Origin of the sequence: Microcoleus sp. F4-D5 (assembly GCF_036704885.1) — a bacterium.
Taxonomy (GTDB): domain Bacteria; phylum Cyanobacteriota; class Cyanobacteriia; order Cyanobacteriales; family Microcoleaceae; genus Microcoleus.
On record NZ_JAUBSX010000002.1, the window covers coordinates 61054 to 82312 of the forward strand.

At 45.2% G+C, this 21259-nt stretch carries 13 protein-coding genes; 6 read left to right on the plus strand and 7 right to left on the minus strand.

Going from position 1 to position 21259, the window contains the following annotated elements:
- Positions 1–47: 47 nt before the first annotated feature.
- Together QUA80_RS01585 and QUA80_RS01590 are read left to right on the plus strand one after the other, a co-directional pair.
- A complete protein-coding gene (locus QUA80_RS01585; RefSeq protein ID WP_333420759.1) occupies positions 48–3161 on the plus strand; it encodes an efflux RND transporter permease subunit in 3114 nt (1037 codons plus the stop codon).
- A 39-nt stretch (positions 3162–3200) separates the two neighbouring features.
- Positions 3201–3680 carry a hypothetical protein gene (locus QUA80_RS01590; protein ID WP_333420761.1) on the plus strand — a complete coding sequence of 160 codons (480 nt, stop codon included), beginning with the start codon at positions 3201–3203 and terminating at the stop codon, positions 3678–3680.
- A gap of 104 nt (positions 3681–3784) precedes the next feature.
- On the opposite strand, the gene QUA80_RS01595 is transcribed toward QUA80_RS01590, so the two are convergent.
- The 4 genes from QUA80_RS01595 to QUA80_RS01610 all read right to left on the minus strand — a co-directional run bounded on the left by QUA80_RS01595 (position 3785) and on the right by QUA80_RS01610 (position 8753).
- The gene (locus tag QUA80_RS01595) at positions 3785–5257 is read right to left on the minus strand and encodes an ATP-binding protein (RefSeq protein ID WP_333420763.1); all 1473 of its coding nucleotides are present in this window, start codon (positions 5255–5257) and stop codon (positions 3785–3787) included.
- 87 nt (positions 5258–5344) lie between these two features.
- Positions 5345–6289: an FTR1 family protein gene (locus QUA80_RS01600; RefSeq protein WP_333420765.1), complete on the minus strand. Its 945-nt coding sequence runs from the start codon at positions 6287–6289 to the stop codon at positions 5345–5347.
- A 77-nt stretch (positions 6290–6366) separates the two neighbouring features.
- On the minus strand, positions 6367–7584 hold the full coding sequence (locus tag QUA80_RS01605; RefSeq protein ID WP_333420768.1) for a helix-hairpin-helix domain-containing protein: 1218 nt from the start codon (positions 7582–7584) through the stop codon (positions 6367–6369).
- 164 nt (positions 7585–7748) lie between these two features.
- Entirely contained in the window at positions 7749–8753 is a 1005-nt protein-coding gene (locus tag QUA80_RS01610) for a multicopper oxidase domain-containing protein (protein WP_333420770.1), read from the minus strand.
- Positions 8754–9061: 308 nt separating this feature from the next.
- On the opposite strand from QUA80_RS01610, the gene rppA reads away from it, so the two are divergent.
- The 4 genes from rppA to rpmB all read left to right on the plus strand — a co-directional run bounded on the left by rppA (position 9062) and on the right by rpmB (position 13790).
- Positions 9062–9751, plus strand: a complete 690-nt coding sequence (gene rppA / locus QUA80_RS01615; protein WP_333420772.1) for a two-component system response regulator RppA — start codon at positions 9062–9064, stop codon at positions 9749–9751.
- Between the two features lie 71 nt (positions 9752–9822).
- On the plus strand, positions 9823–11154 hold the full coding sequence (gene rppB / locus QUA80_RS01620; protein ID WP_333420774.1) for a two-component system sensor histidine kinase RppB: 1332 nt from the start codon (positions 9823–9825) through the stop codon (positions 11152–11154).
- A 254-nt stretch (positions 11155–11408) separates the two neighbouring features.
- Positions 11409–13397 (plus strand): molecular chaperone HtpG, encoded by a 1989-nt coding sequence (gene htpG / locus QUA80_RS01625; RefSeq protein ID WP_333420776.1) that lies wholly within the window; start codon positions 11409–11411, stop codon positions 13395–13397.
- Between the two features lie 156 nt (positions 13398–13553).
- A complete protein-coding gene (gene rpmB, locus QUA80_RS01630; protein WP_015177569.1) occupies positions 13554–13790 on the plus strand; it encodes a 50S ribosomal protein L28 in 237 nt (78 codons plus the stop codon).
- An 85-nt stretch (positions 13791–13875) separates the two neighbouring features.
- Here rpmB and QUA80_RS01635 read toward each other — a convergent pair whose 3' ends face one another.
- The 3 genes from QUA80_RS01635 to proS all read right to left on the minus strand — a co-directional run bounded on the left by QUA80_RS01635 (position 13876) and on the right by proS (position 21214).
- Entirely contained in the window at positions 13876–15936 is a 2061-nt protein-coding gene (locus QUA80_RS01635; protein ID WP_333420778.1) for an adenylate/guanylate cyclase domain-containing protein, read from the minus strand.
- A gap of 114 nt (positions 15937–16050) precedes the next feature.
- Complete coding sequence (locus QUA80_RS01640; protein ID WP_333420780.1) at positions 16051–19023, minus strand: adenylate/guanylate cyclase domain-containing protein; 2973 nt, start codon at positions 19021–19023, stop codon at positions 16051–16053.
- Between the two features lie 385 nt (positions 19024–19408).
- Entirely contained in the window at positions 19409–21214 is a 1806-nt protein-coding gene (proS, locus tag QUA80_RS01645) for a proline--tRNA ligase (protein WP_333420782.1), read from the minus strand.
- Between the last annotated feature and the right edge of the window lie 45 nt (positions 21215–21259).

Genomic DNA, 21259 nt, shown 5'->3' on the forward strand with positions numbered 1-21259 from the left:
TTACCAATTACCAATTACCAATTACCAATTACCAACTACCAAATTAAATGTTCAGCACTATTCTTAGATGGGTAATTAACCGCCGCTGGCTAGTCGTTGTCGCCACCATTATTATTAGTCTTTGGACATTTTCTATCATCCCCCAAATGTCCCTTGATGTCTTCCCTCCTTTTGCACCCCCGCAAGTCGAAATTCAGACGGAAGCACCGGGTCTCGCGCCGGAAGAAATTGAGTCTTTGGTAACACTACCGATCGAAAGTGCAATTAACGGAACTCCTGGGGTGACAGCAGTGCGATCGTCTTCGGCTGTGGGCCTTTCTTCGGTTAAGGTAATCTTTGATTGGGGAACTGACATTTATCAAGCGCGCCAGTTGATAACAGAACGGTTGCAGCAAGCTGAAAGCAAACTCCCGGCTGGGGTAGAAACACCGCAAATTTCTCCGACAACTTCTCCTGTCGGTACTGTTATCACCTATGCTTTTACATCAGAAACTACTCCTTTGATGGAAGTGCGCCGTCTGGTTGATTGGCAAGTCACCAATCGCCTTCTAGCCGTGACTGGCGTTGCTCAAGTGGTGGCATACGGCGGCGAAGAAAGGCAGTATCAAGTATTAGTAGAACCTGCTAAATTGAAAGCTTTTAATGTGTCGTTGCAGCAAGTCGCTGAAGCGGCGGCGGCTGCGAATGTTAACGCGCCGGGGGGATATTTAATTACGCCGGATCGCGAAACTTTAATCCGGGGGGTGGGGCGGATTGAGTCTGTGGAAGATTTGCAGCAATCGGCGATCGACTCTCGCCACGGAACGCCCGTCAGAATTAGTGATGTGGCTGATGTCAAGATTGGTGCTGCAATCAAGCGGGGCGATGGCAGTTTTAACGGCAAAAAAGCTGTGATTGTGATGGTAAACAGACAGCCAGTTGCTGATACTCCGACGGTAACTAAAGCGGTTGAGGCAGCAATGGCCCAGGTGCAGGAAGCTCTGCCCAAAGATATTAAAGTTACTGTGACTTTTCGACAGGAAGAATATATCAATTCCTCGGTGGAGAATGTGCGATCGGCTTTAGTTGAAGGCAGCATCATCGTCACCCTTATTCTCATCCCGTTTTTGATGAATTGGCGGACTCTGGCGGTTGTTTTGCTCGATTTTTTCCTAACTTGGCTGTTCGCGCTGCTGGCGATGTATTGGCTGGGGCTGGGGCTGAATACAATGACTTTGGGGGGTTTGTCGGTGGCGATCGGCACTGCGATCGACGATGCGATCGTCTATGCCGAAAATACCTACCGCAACTTGAGAGAAAATACGTCTTCTCTTCATCCGCGTCCGGTGATGGATGTGATTTTTGACGGCAGTCAGGAGGTGCGCGATTCGTTAATTGGGGCGACTGTTATTGGCATTGTTGTGTTTTCGCCTATTTTTACTTTGCCCGGTGTAGAAGGTCGGATTTTTACGCCCATGGGGATTACTTATCTGGTAGTTGTTGTGATTTCTAGTCTGGAATCGCTGTTAATATCTCCGGCCCTTTGTGCTATTTTGTTGCCTAACAAACGTATGAGTGCTGCGGAACCTTGGTTGCCTAGATTTTGCAAGAAAACATATCATTTTTTGATAAAATTGTCAATGCGTTATTCGGCGATTATTTTAGCTTTTGCTGCTGCTAGTATGGTGGCTGCCTTAATTATTTTGCCCTCTTTTGGACGGGTGTTTTTGCCGGAGTTTCAGGAGCAAACTTTGGTGAATACTATTCAGCTTTATCCGGGGGTGTCTTTGGAGACAACAGATAGCGCGGCTTTTGCGATTGAAGATGCACTTAAGGATGATACCAGGTTTGAATACGTGCAAGTGCGATCGGGCAGAGCTCCGGGTGATGCTGATGCTGCGGGAGTCAATTTAGCTCACATCGATATCGGTTTGAGCGAGGCTGGGATGAAAAACAGGCCGCAAACTTTGGAGTCGCTGCGGCAAGAATTTGCTAAATTGCCGGGAGTTGCACCCAATATCGGCGGTTTTATTTCTCACCGGATGGATGAGGTTTTATCTGGTGTCAGGAGTCAGATTGCTGTTAAAATCTTTGGCCCGGATCTGGATCAACTTCGCAGCATCGGTGCTCGAGTTGAAGAGCAAATGAAAACAGTTGAAGGAATTGTGGATTTGCAACTCGAACCGCAGGTGCCAGTGCAACAAATTCAAATTAACTTTAACCGCCAAGCTGCGGGTAGATACGGTTTGAAAATCGGAGAGCTTTCTGAAATAATTGAGACAGCTTTAAACGGCAAGGTTGTTTCTCAAGTTTTGGAGGTACAGCAAACTTTTGACTTAGTTGTTTGGTTGCAGCCTGAAGCGAGAAATAACTTAGAAACTATTCAGAATTTGCTGGTTGATACTCCAAGCGGCAACAAAATTCCCCTCGCCCAAGTTGCGACTGTAAAATACGGTACGGGGCCCAATACGATTAACCGCGAGAATGTTTCCCGGTTGATTGTGGCGGCGGCGAATGCTAAAGGTAGGGATTTGCGATCGGTTGTGAATGAAATTCAAGCTAAAGTCAAACGAGAGGTGCAGTTGCCTTTTGGCTATTTTATCCAGTACGGCGGTCAATTTGAAGCTGAGCAAAGAGCTTCGCAAAATATTATGATATTTAGTGCGATCGCCTTTTTGGTAATTACAGTATTGATGTACTTGTCCGTCAAGTCTATCGCTTCAACTGCTATGATTATGATTAATTTGCCGATCGGATTAGTGGGAGGAGTAATTGCGGTAGCTTTGACTGGCGGTATAATTTCCGTAGCTTCCCTGGTTGGCTTTGTCACATTATTCGGCGTTGCTACCCGCAACGGCTTGCTGTTAGTAGACAACTACAACACTAAGTTTGCCGAAGGACTGCCTTTTAAGGAAGTAATTATTAAAGGTTCGATGGAACGGCTCAACGCCATCCTGATGACCGCTTTAACTTCAGCTTTGGGTTTAGCACCTTTAGTCTTTGAAGGTGGGGCGGGCAAGGAAATCCTCCAACCGCTGTCAGTAGTAGTTTTAGGAGGGTTATTTACTTCTACAGCACTAACTCTGTTAGTTTTGCCAGCTTTGTACGCTCAATTTGGGCATTTTTTAAGACCTCAACAACCTCAGCCAGTTGTTGAAGACGGGAAGGTAGTCAATGTGTGATATCTTCTAATTAGTGTCAGTCAGCAAGGAGCCAAACCAATGAAATCGCTCAAGTCAAGTTTAATTGTTCTAGGTAGTGTCGGATTGCTGTTTTTGGGAGCTTGCAGTAAAGGCGACCAAGCAAGCGATCCAAATAGCACTCCAGCATCCCCTCCTGTCGCCTCTCAACCTTCGTCTTCCGCTCCCACCACTGCTCCTGCAACAGCAACTAAAGGGGGGCAAGTTGTAAAGTCTGGAGCTTACTATTTAGAGTTTGTACCGGAAAAAGAAGCTACCGGAACTCATTTAGATGTTTTTGTGCAAAAAGGGGAGAAAAAGGAACCAGTTCCTAACGCCAAAGTTACGGCTCAAGTGCAGTTGCCCAATGGAAAGCAGCAAACCCTAGCTCTCAAGTATGATGCTGAAGGCAAACATTACGCTGTAGTGTTTCCCGGCAAAGATGCAGGAAGTTATCCCGTGAAAGTGACGGCAGATATTAACGGAGAAAAAGTTGACGGTCGTTTTACCTTCAATCAATAGATGGCTGATTGATTAATGCAGTCTTAATAATTTAAATTGTCAAAAATTTGAATTAATTTTAATCAATTAGTTCAAGTTGCAATCTGAAATCTACAATTGGCAATTCAAACTGCCTCCGGCATTTCCACTAATCTGCTAGTTTCAAGGCGCTTCTGCGTTATTGGCAGCGAAATTACAAATTCCGTACCTTCTCCAAGTCCCGAAAGGCACTCCAAGCAGCCACAGTGCTTTTCTCTAACAATTTGGCTGCTAATTGATAACCCTAAACCCGTTCCTTTATCGGCGGGTTTTGTGGTAAAAAAGTGATTAAATATTTGATCTTTGACTTCTTCAGTCATGCCAGGGCCGTTGTCGGAAATGCGGATGATTGCCCGATCGCCTTCCGCTACTTCTGTGCTAATCTGAATCCTAGGACAGCTTCTCTCGCTATTCAAAACAGGCGAATTAGAAGTGTCTCGCAAAACATCAATGGCATTACTGATGATGTTCATGAATACCTGATTTAGTTGCCCTGCATAACATTCAACCAGCGGTAAATCGCCGTACTGTTTAATCAGTTGGATAGCAGGGCTTTTGCCATTTTCTTTCAGTCGGTGCTGGAGAATTAGCAGGGTACTGTCGATTCCTTCGTGAATGGAAGCAAAACTCATACCGTCTGTGTCTAAACGCGAAAAATTTCGCATCGACGAAACAATCACGCAGATTCTGTCAGTTCCTACCTTCATTGAACAAAGGAGTTTTGGCAAGTCTTCCTTTAAAAAACTTAGTTCTACTTTCTCAATTTCTTCTTGGATTTCTGCTGCTGGATTGGGATAATATTTGTCATATAAATTGACTAGCCGCAATAAATCTTCAACGTAATTGCGGGCGTAGGCGATATTTGCATCAATAAAGTTGATGGGATTGTTAATTTCGTGGGCAATTCCTGCTGTCAGTTCTCCCAAAGCTGATAACTTTTCGGTATGTACTAATTGAGCTTGGGTTTGCTGGAGTTGTTGCAAAGCTAGTTCTAGTTCTTGGGCTTTTTCTCTCAGTTGCAACTCAGATTGTAGCAGCGCTCTTTTGGCTGCTTTCCGCTCTAAAATTTCTTTACTTAAAGAAGCATTTGCTCTGGAAAGTTTGGCGGTTCTTGCGTTCACTCGCTGTTCTAATACTTCTGCTAGTTCCGCAAGTGCTGCCTCCGCTTTACGGCGTTCTGCAATCTCATTTTCTAATGCTAAGTTGGCGGCTTCTAGCTTTGCAGGGCTGGGAAGTGCCAGTGCAAAAGGCATCAATGTTAATAGCAACAAAACTGAACTTCCGGCTACGAAAGCTGTAATGGCTTTCATTAACTCTGACACTAAAGATTTAGGAAACCAAACATACCATGTTTCTATGACGTGGATTGTGCCGCAGGTGACGAAGAAAGCTCCAAATACCAGGAACATCCACTGAAAGGGGATATCTCGCCCTTTGTAAAGAGCATAAACTAGCATTGTGGGAATTACATAATAGGAAACTACGATGATAATTTGCAGCCAGTTCCAACTAGGCATTCCCGAGTTGACTAAAACCGAAGTAATTGCTAAGCAAATCATAAAAATCCTTGATGATAATCGGGTCAATTTTTACGAATTATACTCGATTAGATCAATGCACCATTTATTGCGATCGCGCTTTATTTCCTATTTCGTTGCCTGTGTTTTTTTGAATGGGAAGAAAACTCTACCTGCCAGACTTTGGAAGTAGATGCCACCGACAGTACCTAAAAACATCAAATAGGCGATCGCCTGCACGACATAGAGCTTATCAGTGTATCCAAACATCGCACTCAACAACAAACCGGGAAACTTGTCTTCTGGAAGCAGTTTCGAGGTATTCCAGACCATCGGCCCGAGAATGCAAGAGTGGATTTTAGTAAATCTTTCGTAATAGAAACACAGCCCTGCTGACTCGCGATTTGCTTGCGATAAAATATTCACCGCGCTGTCAAAAAGTCCCAAAGTAGATACCACTAAACCCGCTACAATGAAGAGCAATAAAATGCCCATATATTTGAAAAACAGGCGGATATTAATTTTGACTCCCCATTTAAACAGCAGGACACCAAGTCCGGTAGCTGAGAGAATGCCCCCCAAAGCACCAATCGCTGGAAGAATCCCTTGTTGAAACTTGGCGACCACAAACAAAACGGTTTCAAATCCTTCGCGTAAAACGGCAATCAAAACTAAACTAAATACGCCCCAGCCTGCATGAGAATTTTGGGTTAAGGCGGCACTCACAGCGCCTTCAACTTCGGCTTTCATAAATCGCGCTTGCTTGGTCATCCAAATCAGCATCCAGCTCAGCATTGCAATTGCTAAAACCCCAAAGGTTGCCTCTAGCAGCGATTCCATAATCGGTGCAAAAGGCTGATTGGATGCGGATAAAATTTGAATAGTCCAGCCGAACAGTACACCTATCAAAGCGCTGGCAATAAGTCCAACCGCAACACCGCCGAAAACCCAAGGACTTAAATAACTTTGTCCCGACTTTTTGAGACAAGCTAGAACGATTCCGACAACTAAAGCCGCTTCGACTCCTTCGCGGAGAGTAATTACAAATGTGGGCAATGCTTCGCTAAAATTCATCTTTTTAGTTGAGGTATTATGTGGAGGTAATTGGTATATTTTTTACCAATTACCGTTGGCGGTTTGAGTTAACTCTTTTAAGAGGCTGGTTTGAGAACTTTTTGGCTGTCGCTCTCGATCGCTTTAACTAGCTGGCTGACTTGTTCGGTGGTTTTTACGGGGGCGGCCGGCGCGATCGCACTTGGCCAACTTGCCTTAAGTTCAGTCATGCTGGCAACAATTGCTTTGTCGGTTTCGGGGCTGGTTTTAGCCACTTGTTCGGCGATATCTTTGTACAGCGTTTCGGCGTACATGACAAAACCACGCGAATCTTGGTATTCAATAATTGCGGAAATTTTGCCGTTAGCAACTGCAGCTCCGTATTCGGAATTAGCTGTATCCAGCAAGCCGTTAATCACTTGCAGCACGAATTTCGGATCTTTTCGCTGCGCTTCGGGAAGGCCGGCAATTGCTCCGTCAACTGCTTGCATTGAGGTGTCAAATTCCGCATTCACTTGAGCCGGATCTTTTGCACCCGCTTTAACTAAATCCTGCAATTTAATTAAAGTAGTCTTAAATTCGGGAACTTTACGCTCGTTTAGCTGATCTTCCACATCGGCATAAATTTCTTCTACTGGATGCCCGATGTGAGGTTCTGCCTGGTCTGGTTTGCCTTGCTCCAAGAGTTCTTTTGCTACGATAAGATGCCCTTTCATCAAGCCGAGTTTAGTCATGTAGTCTACATCTTTGGCTTCGCCTGTGAGTACGATATCCTCAATAGTTACCAAGTCTTTGATTTGGTCGAATTGGGCTTGAGTAATGACATTTTTTGAAACCAATTCTTCGACTTTTCCGTAAGGGCGGCTGGCTTGAATCTTGTTAGAAAGTGCCGGTATTCCTAACTTGGCTTCGAGTTTATCTAACTCCGAAAGAATGGCAGTATTGATGTTAATGCCGGGCTTGCCTCCGTGATTTCCGCTGTGACCGCTTGTGGATGCGGGACTGGCTGTAGCAGCGGGTGAGGGTGTGCTGTCGGTGTTGCTGGCCGTGGGGGAAACGCAACCGGTCAGAGCAACGAGGATGGCTGTAGCGGTTGCTGTAGGTAATAAACGATATCTTGCAACATTTGCAGCAACCCTGCTACGGGCGGGCGAGACGCCCACCCCACAAGAAAAGTCATTGTTGGCTTCACAGGCATCTTGCCTGTTCTTGGGGACGCCCACCCCACAAGCAAATTTAGTTTTTGTGGAACAGGCATCTTGCCTGTTCTTAAGAAGGGTCCAAGATGTGAGTAATAAACGAAATGTTGATAACATGGCAGTTGCTAATTTTTACGTTATGTGCATTTGGACTCACAAGTTATTAAGAAATATTCTCAATTAGTTGCGAGCTATTTATTTTACCTATTTGCGATCGAGCTTGTCAAATAATTTCATACTTTCTTTTTTTGAATCGGCGCACCCTAGTAGCAGGATGTGGTTTAAGTGATGACTTCAAATACACCCATGCAGCCAGCTTCGGCGATCGCATCTTGATGGGGATGAAACATAAATTTTCCAGCGTAGCCGTAGGTAAATTCTAAAATATGCCGTTCAGCTACTCCCATTGTAATTACATCGGTTCTTTCACTGGGAGTCAAAGTCATTCCCGTGCGATATACGTCAAAAAAGTTGGCGTGCAGGTGAAAAGTTACTGCCGCTTCATACTCAATCAGGTTGAGAACGTAGAGCCGAATTAACTGATTTCTGTAAATAGGAATCGGGTTGTTCATATAATAATTCGGCAACCCGTTAAAAGCGTATAGTTCGTTTTTTTCGTCGTCGTTTACGTCGTATCCTCCCATGATTAACAAGATTTCATCTGCGGGAGGGCGGGGTTTTGGCGGATCGATGATGAACATTCCATAGAGTCCCTTACCTATATGGCGAGTTACGGGTTCAATATGGCAGTGATATAGATGCAATCCGTAGGGATTGGCATCAAATTCATAAATAAATACCGAACCGTTTTTCACTGGTTTAACGCCATCCATTTCGCTGGTATGAACGCCGTGAAAGTGCAGCGAATGAGAATGTCCGGCTTTGTTATAAAAAATGACGCGGATACGATCGCCCTCTGTTGCCCTCAATGTCGGCCCCGGCACGCGATTGTTCACGTTCCAAGTGTTGAAAGTGACGGCGCTATTAAGTTGGACGATCGAAGTATTAGCTTCTAGGCGAAATTCCCGAACCGTGCGCCCGTTTTCGCGCGTCACCGTGCCGTAATCAAAATCCCGCGCAATTTGCATCGGGTTGATATTGCTGACGGTGAGTGCATCTGCGGGCATGGGCGGTATTCTCGCAACTGATGTCGGTTTGCGAGTCAAGTTTTGAAGTGCGATCGCGCCACCCGCTACCCCAGCCCCAGCTATTCCTAGCTGTAGCAGTTGGCGGCGACTCCAGCGCCCAGCCTTTTTTATGGCGGGACGATCGGATAAATCTGTCATACTTATTGAAAATTTTTCTCAAAAATTAACTCGTGGTTGATTATAAGCCATTACCAGCTTGTTGTCAATCATTGTCAACTGCGATCTTTTTCTGGGAAGTCAATCGATTTTAGATTTTAGATTTTAGATTTTAGATTTATTCCCGTCAGTCAGCCTGCGCGTTGGAATGAATCCGGGGGCTTGCGATCCAATTAGTTTCGGTCATAAAATTTCATGCTGATTTCATGTCAGTATGCGAGCTTAGATGTTGGGGTAGATGCTGCCGATCGCTAACAATGTATAAAGATTTACCGCTATAAATTAGAGTTATGAGAGTTTTGCTAGTTGAAGATGAGCCCGATTTAGGGAAAGCGATCGAGCGAACCTTAAAGCAGGAAAAATATATAGTTGATTGGGCCCTAGATGGCAGTGAAGCTTGGGAATATTTAGACAGCCAGTGGACGCAATATAACCTGGCTATTTTTGACTGGTTGCTACCAGGATTGTCAGGATTGGAACTGCTGCGGAGATTGCGTGCTAAACATAGCGCCCTGCCCGTATTGATGCTGACAGCAAAAGACAGCATGGAAGATAAAGTTGCGGGACTAGATGCTGGGGCTGACGATTATTTAGTTAAACCGTTTGGGATGGCGGAACTGTTAGCAAGATTGCGGGCTTTGCAGAGGCGATCGCCCCAAATTCAGCCACAACAGCTACAAGTAGGGAATCTCGTTCTCGACTGCGGAACTCGAACTGTGTGCCATCTCGATCGCAACGGCAAAAACCAGCTAATTTCGCTGACAAACAAAGAATTTCAACTGTTAGAATATTTTATGAAACATCCGAACCAAATTATCACCACTGACCAAATTCGGAATCAGCTATGGGAGGCTAGTGCAGATACCTTTAGCAATGTGGTAGCAGCTCAAGTGCGCTTGCTGCGCCGCAAACTTGAGTCGGTTGGCGGCACGAATTTAATTGAAACTGTACACGGCGTCGGATACCGCATGAGAAATTAAAGTAAAACCGATAGTCCGCCAGGGAATTCATTCCCTGGCGGACTGTTTGACTGACAGCTTAAGTTAGAAAAATGAATCAAAATAAACTATTTAACCGGACTCGCTGGCAATTAGCCATTTCCTATGCAGCAGTAATGGGTTTGATTTTAAGCTTGCTGGGATTTGGCGTATATAAGGCGATCGCCCACGCTCACTGGGTAGCCATAGACCGGGAATTAGAATCGGTAGCGGGGACGCTGCACGACAGCCTAGAACTCAAATTGCAGCAGCCCGGACGCTTGGAGCCAATAGTAAACGAACTTTTGCCCAACCTCCGCCTAATCGGAGTTAAAGGCATTAAAGAACAGTTGCCAAGCCGCCATATTTTAAGCGCTATCAACCAAGGCTATTACTATATTCGTTTATTTGATTATTCCGGTAACTTAATTGCTACAGCAGGCGCGTATCCAGAAGAATTACCACCAGCATTTAACTCCCAATACTGGCAAACAATAACTGACACCAAAGGCAATGTTTATCACCAAATTTCTGTAGCGCTACACACCCAAACACAGCAAGATTGGGGATATTTTCAAGTTGGCAGGAGCCTGCAAGACTTCAATGAATATCTCAGTACAGTGAAATGGGTTTTAAAATTAGGATTGCCTACAGCATTAATTCTGATAGGCTTTGCTAGTTGGTTATTGGCAGGATTGGCCATGAAACCGATTTATTCTTCCTACCGACAAATCCAACAGTTTACAGCGGATGCCGCCCACGAATTGCGGACGCCTTTAGCGGCTTCGCAGGCGACAGTAGAATCAGCGCTGTTGACGCTTCAATTGGATGAAAAAGAGGCGCGGGAAATTTTGCGGACGATCGATCGCCAAAACCGACGACTGACTCAGTTAGTGGCTGATTTGCTCTTGCTGGCTCGCATGGACAATCAAGCGATACGCGATCGCCCTCAATTGTGTTGTTTGAATGACCTTGTTAGCGATTTAGTCGAGGAATTGGCAGCAATGGCGATCGCTTCTAAGGTAGCCTTAACATCGTCCGTGCGGGTGCAGCAGCAATTAAATGTTGTCGGCAATTCCGACCAACTTTATCGCTTAGTTGCTAATTTAATTGTTAATGCCATTCAATACACTCCGGCGGGCGGCAAAGTAACAGTTATTTTAGATTCCAGCCACCAGGAGGCAATCGTTCAGGTTCAAGATACCGGTATTGGGATCGCGGCGGCAGATTTAGAGCGAATATTCGATCGATTTTACCGAGTCAACAGCGATCGATCCCGCCATACTGGCGGTTCGGGACTGGGATTGGCGATCGCCCAAACCATCGCCCGGGCACACCGCGGCAGCCTCAGCGCCCGCAGCGAATTGGGTTCCGGCAGCACCTTTCTCCTGCAGTTACCTTTGTGAGCTACTATGTGAGGGAAACTGACATCTTGCACCATGCTCGAGAACAGGCTTTCCGGCCCGTTCCGCGAAGAGTGATTCTTGTTGTGGGGCGGGCAGGAGAGCCCGCTAGTAAAAGGCTTATTGACAATTGTGCAAGATGTGGGGAAAACCGAATCATCTTTTTGTGGTAATCCCTTTTGCAGAAGAGAGTACGATCGCCGAAAATTATTAAATAGCTATTTCTCAGCAATTAGCAGTCATCAGAGAGAAAAATTATGACAGTTTTAGAACAGGGAACAATCTCAATCCATACCGAAAATATTTTCCCGATTATCAAGAAGTCGCTATATACTGACCACGAAGTCTTCTTGCGGGAATTAATTTCTAACGGAGTCGATGCCATTGCCAAACTCAAAATGGTTTCCCGTTCCGGCGAATACAGCGGCGACATGGGCGAACCGCAAATCAACATAGCGATCGACAAAGAAAACAAAACCCTCTCAATTTCCGATAACGGCATCGGCATGACCGCCGATGAGGTAAAAAAATACATCAACCAAGTCGCTTTCTCCAGCGCAGAAGAATTTATTCAAAAATACCAAGGCAGTGGCGACGACGCAATCATCGGTCACTTCGGCTTAGGTTTCTACTCTTCTTTCATGGTGGCAAAGAAAGTAGAGATTGATACTCTTTCTTACCAAGAAGGCTCCCAAGCAGTACACTGGTCTTGCGACGGTTCTCCGGCTTTTGAACTATCAGAATCTTCCCGCACGGAACGCGGCACTACTATTACTCTTACCCTCCAAGACGAAGAACAAGAATATGTAGAACCCAGTCGCATTAAGCAGTTAATCAAAACTTACTGCGATTTCATGCCCGTTCCCATCAAATTTGAAGGAGAAGAACTCAACAAGCACAAAGCAATTTGGCGGGAATCAGCCAGCAATTTGCAAAAAGAAGATTATTTGGAACTGTACCGCTACCTTTACCCGTTCCAAGACGAGCCGCTGCTGTGGGTACACCTGAATACAGATTATCCTTTTATTGTCAACGGGATTCTTTACTTTCCAAAACTGCGCCCGGATGTCGATGTTACCCAAGGCAATATTAAGCTATTCTGCAACCAGGTTTTTGTCAGCGACCACTGCGAAGAAATTATCCCAAAATTCTTGATGCCGCTGCGGGGAGTCATTGACAGTACCGACATTCCGCTGAACGTTTCTCGCAGTTCTTTGCAAAGCAATCGGACTGTGCGGAGAATCGCTGATTATATTGCCAAAAAAGTGGGCGATCGCCTGAAAGAACTCTACCGCGACGACCGTGACGAATACATCCGCTGCTGGCAAGATATCGGCACTTTTGTCAAGTTTGGAACTCTCAACGATGACAAGTTCAAAAAGCAAGTCGAAGATATCTTAATCTACCGCAGCACCTACGAACCAAAAGCCGACAAGCCAGAAACTGCAACGCCCGAAGTTCAGGTGCAAACAGAGGAAGGAGATTTGTGGCAAGATGTCACTCCGAAGTCGGAAAATTCTACTTCCACGCAGCCTTACACGACTCTAAAAGAGTATTTGGAACGCAATCAAAAACGCCACGAAAATCGCGTGTTTTATTGTACCGATCCGGCGTCTCAAGCAACTTACGTTGCTATGCACAAAAGCCAAGGTTTAGAAGTGCTGTTTATGGATTCTTTCATCGACACGCACTTTATCAGCTTCTTGGAAAGAGAATACTCAGATGTCAAATTCTCGCGGGTTGATTCCGACATCGACGAAACGCTAATTGACAAAGAGAAAGAAGCGGAAATTGTCGATCCGGCGACGAATAAAACTCGCAGCGAACAAGTTAAAGAAATGTTCCAAAAAGCTCTCAACAAGCCGAAAGTGAACATTCGCACAGAAGCTTTGAAGTCTGACTCTGCGGAGGCGACGCCACCTGCGATCGTACTTTTGCCGGAAGCTTTGCGCCGGATGCGGGATATGACGGCGCTTTTGCAGCAGCAAGCGGCGGAATTCCCCGAAGAACACGTTTTGCTGGTGAATACCTCTCACCCGCTGATTCAAAATTTGGCTAGTTTGAGTCAGGGTGCGATTATTCAAGGCGGCGGCGAGTCTCCGTCTGCCGAGTTGGCGAGTATGATTTGTCACCACGTTTACGACTTGGCTTTGATGGCCCAGAAGGGTTTCGATGCTGAAGGGATGAAAGAGTTTGTCGAGCGATCGAATCAAGTCTTGACAAAATTGACTCAACGTGCGATGTAAGTTCCCCACCCCCAACCCCCCCTTGCTAAGGGGGGGATCAAGAGTTTATTTCTATTGGTAAAGGGATAAGTCAACCCTTCTTTCTTCTTCCTTCTTCCTTCTTCCTTCGGGTATAATAAAAGGCTGCACGCAAAAAACGGTAATCTGGAGAGCAATATGTCACGGAAATGTCAGCTAACGGGGAAGAAGGCGAATAACGGTTTTGCGGTTTCTCACTCGCACCACCGCACTCACAAATTGCAAGACGCAAATTTGCAGTGGAAGCGGGTTTGGTGGCCCCAGGAGAAGCGCTGGGTAAGATTGCACCTTTCTACAAAGGCGATTAAAACCTTGCAAAACAAGGGTTTGGAAATCATGGCGAAGGAAGCTGGAATTAACCTTTACAAGCTTTAAAAAAACTTGGCTAAATTAAAATGAGGGCGATCGCACACTTGAGAGTGCGATCGCCCTTACTTTTAGAGAAAAACCTTTACTAAAGCTATTTTCGGCATTGCAGTAAATAAGTAGTCATCTCGCCTTTGCCTTTAACTTCGATCGCGCCGCGGTTTTCAAAGGAATACTTTTCTTGCAACTGCTGATAAGTTGTCTCTGTTACCTGAATACACCCCGGCAAGCCGTGAGATTCCATGCGAGAAGCGGTGTTAACGGTGTCTCCCCACAAATCGTAAATAAATTTTTTAATACCGATAACTCCGGCGACAACCGGGCCGCTGTTGATGCCGATTCTGATACTGAAAGCTTGGCTGTGGGTATTGCTGAAGTCAGTAATTGCCTGCTGCATATCCAAAGCCATTTCTGCGATCGCTTCTGCGTGATCCGGGCGAGGAATTGGCAGCCCTCCAACTACCATGTAAGCGTCGCCAATCGTCTTAATTTTTTCCAAACCGTGCCTTTCTGCTAGGTTGTCAAATGTCGAAAATATGTCATTTAGCAAGGAAACTAATTGCGTTGGAGAAACTAGGGAACTGAGTTGAGTAAAGCCTACTATGTCAGCAAATAAGACAGTAACTTCAGCAAAAGTGTCTGCGATCGTACTGTCTCCCCGCTTCAACCGATTTGCTATTTCTTCAGGCAAAATATTCAACAGCAAGCGTTCTGATTGTTCCTGTTGAACTCGCAGTGCATTTAAAGTATCATTGAGAGCATTAGTTCGTTCTTTCACTCTAAATTCTAACTCTTCATTGAGTTTGTGAAGCGCCATTTCAGCTCGCCTGCGCTCTGTGATATCCGTACCGATTCCCAGCATTCCTGCGAACTTTCCTGCCGCGTCAAACAGTGGTTTATTTGCCCAGGATACCCAAACCAGCTCGCCACTGCGTAAGATACTTTCATTTTCATTTCGCGTGTATTGTTCTGGGTTTTGCAAAATATCTCTCAATTTTGCTCCTAAGTCATTTCCTTTTGTATCTATCTCGGGAATAATTGTTCCCACTGCGTGTTTGCCAATTATCTCTTTTTCGTCGAAACCGAAAAATTTTTGTGCAAATTCGTTAAAAAAAGTAATATTTCCTTCCGTATCTATTTTTAAAATAATGCTGTTAGCATTTTCGACTAATTCCCGATACTTAATTTCGCTTTGCCGCAGCGAATCCTCTGCTGAGGCGCGTTCGGCTACAGTGGCGGCCAACAGCAGAGATGTAATTACAATTACGCTCATAAAAGCCTGCAAAAATAAGATAGCCTGATTGATATTTTCCGCTTTGGCAATAAAGGGGCCGCTTCCCTGAGAACCTCCCCAAATGGCGATACTGGATACAATGAAAGATGCTAAAACAGCCCCGCACTGACCGAATTGAATGGTTGCCCAAATCACTAAGGGAAATGGCAAGTATTCGAGGGGATAACCGGAGAGATTACTTTCACTTTTTGAGTTGTATACTAGCCAACTCACTGTTACTAATAACAGCAGGCATATTCCGGCACCGATGCGATTTACTATTGTTTGAGAAGCTGGAATTTGTGAATGACTGGGCGCTGGTTTGTGATTGTATACAATCAACAGCAGGGGAGTAAAAATTAAAACTCCTAATGTATCTCCGAGATACCAATTCCAGCGAATTTGCCAATATTGGCTCCAGTCAACTAAACCAGTTACACAGAGCCGCAGCGTGCCGAGAGTGCAGTTGATTTGAGTGGCTACTACAGCACCGCAAAAGACTAAATTGACTACATCGATCAGCCGATGGAGTGAGGGGCGAAACTTGAGATTTTGCAGCAAAATAAATGCGCACAAAGCTTGTAAACAAGCGCAAAAAGCACTAATTGCTGCAAGTGTTAAAGACACTTGAAGGTTAATAGTCTCGTAAAAAAATACGCCTAAAGCTATTCCCGGCCAAACACGCCGACCAAATAATAACATTGCAGCTTGTGCAATTCCTGCGGGCGGCCAGACGCAGGTAGCTAATTTATTTACGCCGGGTATTGAAACTGCTATTTTTGCTCCCAAAGCGTAAGCAAAAGCAATGGCAGCTACTTTTGCTAAGTATTGCCAATTTCTAAATTGAGTAAATCGCAGAAACTGATTTTTGTTTAGGTTCATACTGAGTGTTATATGTTTAACTAACTATAGCAACCGCGCCGGAATATGAGGAAAATTTTAATTTCTGAATTTTTAGTTATTATATTGCTTATTCCTTGTGAATTATTGCTTATGCTATAACTTTATCCCTTTAAGAAAATAAGTATTCATCTCGCCTTTGCCTTTGACTTCAATCGTGCCGCGACTTTCCAATAAATACTTGTCTTGCAATCGCTCATAAGTGGCCGACGTGACTTGAATACACCCCGGCAAGCCGTGAGATTCCATGCGGGAAGCGGTGTTAACGGTGTCTCCCCACAAATCGTAAATAAATTTTTTAATACCGATGACTCCGGCGACAACTGGGCCGCTGTTGATGCCGATTCTGATCCTGAAATCTTGATTGTGGGTATGGCTGAAGTCAATAATTGCTTGCTGCATATCGAGGGCCATTTGCGCGATCGCCTCTGCATGATCGCTGCGGGGCATGGGCAGGCCTCCTACTACCATGTAGGCGTCGCCAATCGTCTTAATTTTTTCCAATCCGTGCTTTTCTGCTAGGCGATCGAATGTGGAAAAAATATCGTTAAGCAAGGAAACTAATTCCGGCGGAGAAATTTGGGAACTAATTTGCGTAAAACCCACTATATCTGCAAACAATACTGTTACTTCGGAAAAAGTATCGGCGATGATGCTTTGGTCTTGTTTTAATCGGTCGGCGATCGGTTGCGGTAAAATGTTGAGTAGGAGACGGTCGGATTTTTCTTGTTCTAAGCGCAAAGCTGCCTCAGCTTGTTTGCGAGTTGTGATATCTTGAACAGTACCTTCGTAATAAAGTAAATTTCCATCTCGATCGCAGACAGTATAAGCATTCTCAGAAATCCAAATGATACTGCCATCTTGGCGGTAAACTTGAGATTCAACATCTGATATTTTGCCGTTTTTTCGCATTAAATTAATGATTTCTGTGCGGCGTTCTGTGTCTACATATAGCTGGCGGTTAATATTAGTTAAGTTTTTCCTCAACTCCTCAGAGGAACTGTAACCGTAAATACGAATTAAAGCAGGATTGATGCTGAGATATTCTCCATCTGGAGTAGTTTGAAAGATGCCGACGATCGCATTTTCAAAAATGCTGCGGTATTTAGCCTCAGCTTGCCGCAGCGCTTCTTCAGCACGCTGGCGTTCTCGCGCTTCCATTGCGAAAGTTACAGAGTCTGCTAGAGAAACAGCGAAACTTTGTTCTTCAATCGTCCAATAGCGGGGCATTCCTACCTGTTCTAAACAGACAACTCCGGCTGTTTCTCCGCCTATTTGAATCGGCGTATCTAGCATGGAAGTGATGCCGAACGGAATTAGGTAAGATTCCGCAAATTCTCTAGTTCTAGGGTCTTTTTGTGCGTCAAAGGCAGCAATTGCGCGTTCTTCTCGCAGTGCTTGAAAATAGACAGGATAGTCTGCTGCTGCTAATTCCAAACCGTGTGAGTGCTGGTTGAGAGTGCTATCGAACAAATCCAGGCACTCGATCTTGGATTTAGCGCGATCGTACAGCCAGACGCTAGATCGGGTAACTTCCAGAGTACGGCTAGCAGTTTCAGTTATTTCTTGAAGCGCTTTTGTTAAGTCGCCTTGATTCAGCGCTTTATTTTTGGCTAAATCAATTAATGCCGATTTCTGTTTCTGTAGCTGAAGTTCGCTTTGTTTCAGGGCATTTGTCCGTTCTTCAACTCTGATTTCCAGCTTTTCATTCAGATGAAGCAGCGCTATTTCAGCTTTTCGGCGATCGGTGATATCTGTGCCGATGCAGAGGATTCCCAGGAGTTCTCCCGCTGAATCAACCAGCGGTTTATTTGCCCAAGATACCCAAACGCGATCGCCATTCCGCCGCATATTTTCATTTTCATAGCTGATAAAGCGAGCGGGATTCTGTAAAATTTCATTATAAACCAGCTCTAAGTTATTCCCTGCGAGGTCTCTGTGGGGAATAATTGTTCCCACTGGATTTTTTCCCAGGATTTCTTCCTCCTTGTAACCAAAGAAATTTTCTGCAAACTCGTTGAAAAAAGTAATATTGCCGTCTCCGTCCAATTTCAAAATAATGCTGTTAGCATTTTCCACTAATTCTCGATATTTAATTTCGCTCTCCCGTAAAGAATACTCCGCTGATGTCCGTTCAGCTACTGTCGCTGCCAATAACAGCGAGGTAATTGTAACTACAGCCAAAAAAGCTTGTAAAAATAAGATAGCCTGATTGATATTTTCGGCTTTGGCTATGAAAGGGCCCCCTCCATGAGAACTGCCGAAAATTGCGATGATTGAGACAACAAACGATGCGAGGACAGCGGATCGCTGACCTAATTCGAGCGCCGCCCAAATTATCAAAGGAAATGGCAAATATTCCAGGGGATAACGAGCAATAGAAGCTTCATGTTTCGACTCAAATACCAGCCAGCTCACCCCAATCAATAATATTAACCATACTCCCCGCGCAATTAAATATTTTTTTTTGCTGTCTGTTTGTATTTTTAAACGCTCGGCGGTTACTTTAGGGCGAATAAATATTAGGATTAAAGGAGTGAAAATTAAAACTCCCATTGTGTCTCCCAACCACCAATTCCACCGAAGCAACCAATATCCTGACCACTCTACTTTGCCCGCTAAATATAGGGAAAACGCGCCTATAGTGCAACTGATTTGAGTAGAAATTATACTGCCAAACAAGATTAAATTAACTACATCTTTCAAGCGAGCCAGAGACGGACGAAACCCGAGCCAACGCAGGGCAGTTACTGCAAAAACAGCTTGCAGAATCGCCCCGGCGTTTCCTCCCAACCAAACCGCGAATATCTGTTCATTTGGGTTAACCAAATTGAGCAAAAATGTACCCAAAACTATGGCAGGCCAGACTTTACTCCCAAATAATAACAGTCCAGCTTGTGCAATTCCAGCAGGCGGCCACACCGAGGAAGCAAAGGGACTAACACCTTGAATTGAAATTGCTAGCCTCGCCCCCACGGCGTAAACGACAGCAACGACCGTTACTTGGGCTAAGTACCGCCCAATTCGGGATTGAGGGAATCGAAGAAACTGATTTAGGTTCAGATTCATATCGAGTTTTAAGTTTTAGATAATTTCACATCTCAAGGAAGAAGGAAGAGGGAAGAGGGAAGAGGGAAGAGGGAAGAGGGAAGAGGGAAGAGGGAAGAGGGAAGAGGGAAGAAGGAAGAGGGAAGAAGGAAGAGGGAAGAAGGAAGAGGGAAGAAGGAAGAGGGGGGAGAATCTCATATTTGTAAAAACACTTCTTCTGGCTCCTTCTTTCTTGCTCTTTCCTTCTGCATCCTGCCTCGCAGCAAGAGAGCCTCCAAACTCCTATTTATAGCTTTGCTGCTTTCATTGAGATGCTCCCAAGAGGGGAGCTAATTTAGGGCGCCCACCGCGCACATTGCGAGCCTAAATGTAGGTGCGCTAGGCGCACCTTACCAATTAAAAAGGCTTATTTGATGGCGGATTCAATCCACTGTTTTAAAGTAGAATTGACTTCATCAACAAGAATTTCCTGGGATTTGTGAGTTGCTCTTTCCACGACTTCAACTTTACCGACTTTCAGGGAACGGCCCGGAACAATGCGATAGGGAATTCCGATTAAATCGGCATCCTTGAATTTAACTCCGGCTCGTTCGTCGCGGTCATCTAGCAAGGTTTCAATCCCAGATTGGTTGAGTTCTGCATAGAGTTTTTCGGCGACTTCTACTTGTTGGGCGTCGGAAATATTAGGGATGCTAATGATGGCGTGATACGGGGCGATCGCCACCGGCCAAATTATCCCGTCTTTGTCGTAGGATTGTTCTACGGCCGATTGAGCTAGCCGCGACACGCCGACGCCGTAGCAGCCCATCACAAAGGGCATTTCTTCGCCTTGTTCGCTGGTGTAGGTGGCGCCCATTGCTTGGGAGTATTTGGTTCCTAATTGGAAGATGTGACCGACTTCGATGCCTCTGGCGCTTTGCAAGGTTTGTTCGGGATTGTGCACGGCCCGATCGCCCTTTTTGGCTGTTCTGACACCCACAACCGTTGCTGGCAGGGGAAATTCTTTATCCCAATTAGCCCCGACAACGTGGTATCCTGATTCGTTTGAACCGGTGACAAAGTTTGTCAGGTCAACTGCGGTGCGATCGACTAAACGCAAAAACTTAGAGTTTACCTCCTTACCCCCAGCGATATAATCATCAGCAACATCGGGAGCGATATAACCGAGAGGTAAAGATTTAGCAGCCCATTTCCGCTGAGCTTCCGCATCGGGAACAGTCAAAAATAAAACAGTTTTAGCTTGATAATTGCCCGCTAATTTCGTCAACTCATTCAGCAACTTTACCTGATTCACATCTTGGTCGCCGCGAATGCTTACCAATACCAAAACAGTCATGCCATTATCGTAAACAGCTTGGTAAAGCACATTTTTGACAACTTGCGTCGGAGAACATTTCAAAAATTTGCAAAGTTTATCAATTGTTTCAGTTCCCGGCGTTTCCCGCTTTTCAAAAGTTGCAAAGGGCGACGGTTCGGCATCAGCAGGCATCGATACAGCCTTTTCCACATTAGCTGCATACTGACCGTCTTCAGTATAAAGAACTTCATCCTCGCCCGCTTCTGCCAACACCATAAACTCTTGAGAACCAGAGCCGCCAATTGCTCCCGAATCAGCATCTACTGCTCGGAATTGCAAGCCAGATCGGCGCAGCATATTGCTGTAAGCTTGAGCCATATCCTGATAAGTTTTTTTCAAACTTTCTTCGTTAGTGTGGAAAGAATAGCCATCTTTCATAATGAATTCGCGACCGCGCATCAACCCGAAACGCGGGCGAATTTCATCGCGAAACTTAGTTTGGATTTGATAAAGATGTAAAGGCAATTGCCGATAGGAACGAATCATATCTTTAGCAATTGTAGTAATTACTTCTTCGTGAGTTGGGCCCAGTCCCAATTCTCGCTGCTGCCTGTCTGTCATTGCAAACATAATACCTTCAGCTTGAGTATAGGTATCCCAGCGGCCGGATTCCCGCCACAAATCGGCCGGTTGCAATTGCGGGAGGAGACATTCTTGAGCGCCGGTTGCGTCCATTTCTTCGCGCACAATTTGAGATACTTTTTTGAGAACTCGCCACATTAATGGGAGATAAGCGTAAATTCCGCTACCGATGCGCCGGATGTATCCGGCACGGAGTAATAGTTTGTGGCTGGGAATTTCTGCTTCTGCCGGGTCTTCGCGCAGGGTGACAAAAAGCATTTGAGAGAGTCGCATGGCTGATTTCCTTAAAATACCGGATGATTGTAATCTCTGATTAAC